The organism is Xanthomonas bonasiae, assembly GCF_017163705.1.
Classification (GTDB): Bacteria; Pseudomonadota; Gammaproteobacteria; order Xanthomonadales; family Xanthomonadaceae; genus Xanthomonas_A; species Xanthomonas_A bonasiae.
In genome coordinates, this window is the sequence record NZ_JAFIWB010000059.1 from 1 (window position 1) to 2,097 (window position 2,097).

General features: G+C 65.2%; 2 protein-coding genes. Both read left to right on the forward strand.

The window, feature by feature from the left end:
• A partial coding sequence (locus JR064_RS22875; RefSeq protein ID WP_241093260.1) for a condensation domain-containing protein occupies positions 1-1,731 on the forward strand: 1,731 nt, incomplete at its 5' end.
• A gap of 183 nt (positions 1,732-1,914) precedes the next feature.
• Positions 1,915-2,097, forward strand: a 183-nt coding sequence (locus JR064_RS22880; protein ID WP_206231239.1) for a hypothetical protein, incomplete at its 3' end; no start/stop codon positions are given.

Genomic DNA, 2,097 nt, shown 5'->3' on the forward strand with positions numbered 1-2,097 from the left:
CCGACCAATGCGGTAGAAGCGCAACTGACGGAGGTCTGGCAACACGTGCTGGGCGTCGCCCAGGTCGGGATCGACGATGACTTCTTCGAGCTCGGCGGAAACTCCCTGCTGGTAACGCGCGTGCTTACCGGCGCCAAGCGCGCCATTGGCGCCGCCGTGCCGCTCAGTGCGTTCTTCAAAGACCCGACGATCGCCGGCATGGCGGCGCGGATCGGCATGGTGAGCGCGGCCCCGATCCCGCAACTGCCGCTGACCTCCACCACCCGCAGTGGCGAATGGACGGTCGCATCGCCGGGACAGCAGCGCCTGTGGGTGACGCACATGCTGGAAGGCGCGACCGCCACCTACAACGGAACGCACGTGTGGGACCTGCGCGGCAGCCTCGACATCGAGGCCCTCGAATCGGCGTTCGCCGATGTGTTGCGCCGGCACGATGTGCTGCGCACGGTGTATCAACAGCGCGATGGCGTGGTCTGGCAGCGAGCGCTGCCAGCCTCGGAGCGCTTCGCAATCGAGGCTTCCGATCTGCAGCATCTGCAGGCGGCGGATCTGGCGATCGATGCCTGTTCACCGCTGCTCGCCAGGATTCGTGAAGAGGGCCGCAAGGTGTTCGATCTCGCCGCGGCTGCGCCGTTCTCGGTCGCGCTGCTGACACTGTCGCCGGCTCGGCATGTGTTGATTTTCAACGTGCACCATATCGCGTCGGACGGTTGGTCGCTGGGTCTGCTGCAGCGCGAACTGTCTCTGCACTATAACGCCGTCGTTTCGGGCGCTCCGAGCGCATTGCCGCCGTTGGCATTGCAGTACGCCGACTACGCCAGTTGGCAGCGTGGGATGCTCGCGGAAGAAAAGCTGCAACCACAAATCGAATACTGGCGGCGGCGCCTGGCGGGGCTCGCGCCTTCGCCGATGTCGTTGCAGGCGGCCGCGGCCGAACCGTCGGGGTCGGGATCGTTCACCTTCGAGCTGGACAGCGGGGTCGTCGAGCGCTTACAAGGTTTCGCGCACGCACGCGGCATGACGCTGTTCATGGTGCTGGTGGCGGCCTTGAACGTGCTGGTCGCCCGCAACAGCGGCAGCTTTGACGTGGCCATCGGCACGTCGGTGGCTGGCCGCAACCGCAGCGAGGTCGAAGAGCTGATCGGTTTCTTCGTCAATCAGCTGGTGTTGCGCACCGACTTGGGCGGGGATCCAAGCGTGGAGGCGCTGCTGGCGTCGACCCGCGACACGGTCGTCGGTGCGCTCGATCACCAGGATGTTCCGTTCTCCACGCTGGTGTCGGAATTCGCGCCATCGCGCGACGCTTCGCGCTCGCCGTTTTTTCAGATGCTGTTCGTATTGCAGGATTTTTCCGACGAACCGCTGCGCCTGCAGGGACTGGACGTGTCGGTCTGGGTGGACAGGCAGCAGATCGCAAAGTTCGATCTCACGCTGTACGCAGGGCAGGTGGACGGCCGCTTGCAGGCCACCTGGATCCACGACACGGCGGTGTTCTCGACTTCTGCGGTGGAAATATTGTCCATGCAGTTGCGCCATCTGCTCGGCCAGATGCTTGAGCGCCCCGAATCCGCGCTGAGCGCGATTGAGTTGATGAGCCCGGACGAACGCGAGGCGCTGGAGCGGGAGAAGCTTCAGCGCAAGAGCAGCAAGTTCGGCAAGCTCAAGGCGATCGTGGCGAAGGGCGAAGCCAGAGTGCCCTTGAACACCGTCGACGCCGAGGGAAGGGTATGAGTCCCGATCATTTCGCGCTGGACCAGCGTGCCGCGCATGGGATCGGGCTGCGCAAGCGGTGCGTCGCCCGTGTTCGCGGAACCGGGCGTGGCGCGGCATGGTCTTGGATCGACGTCTGATCCGCAACGAAGAAAGGGTGCGATCGCGACCCGACCCCGTATTGGCAAGCTTTGTCGGAGCATCATGGAAACCGGAACATCGTCGAATGGCTTTTCGTTGTCCCTGCAGCAGTCGCGCAGCTGGCGCTGGCAGGGTGCGCGCTGGTGTCGCAGCCAGTGCGCTGTCCTGGTCGAGGCATCGGCGGCATCGGCGCGCGAGCGGGTTCGGCTGGCGCTGCCGCGCCTGGTGGCGGCGCACGAGATCCTG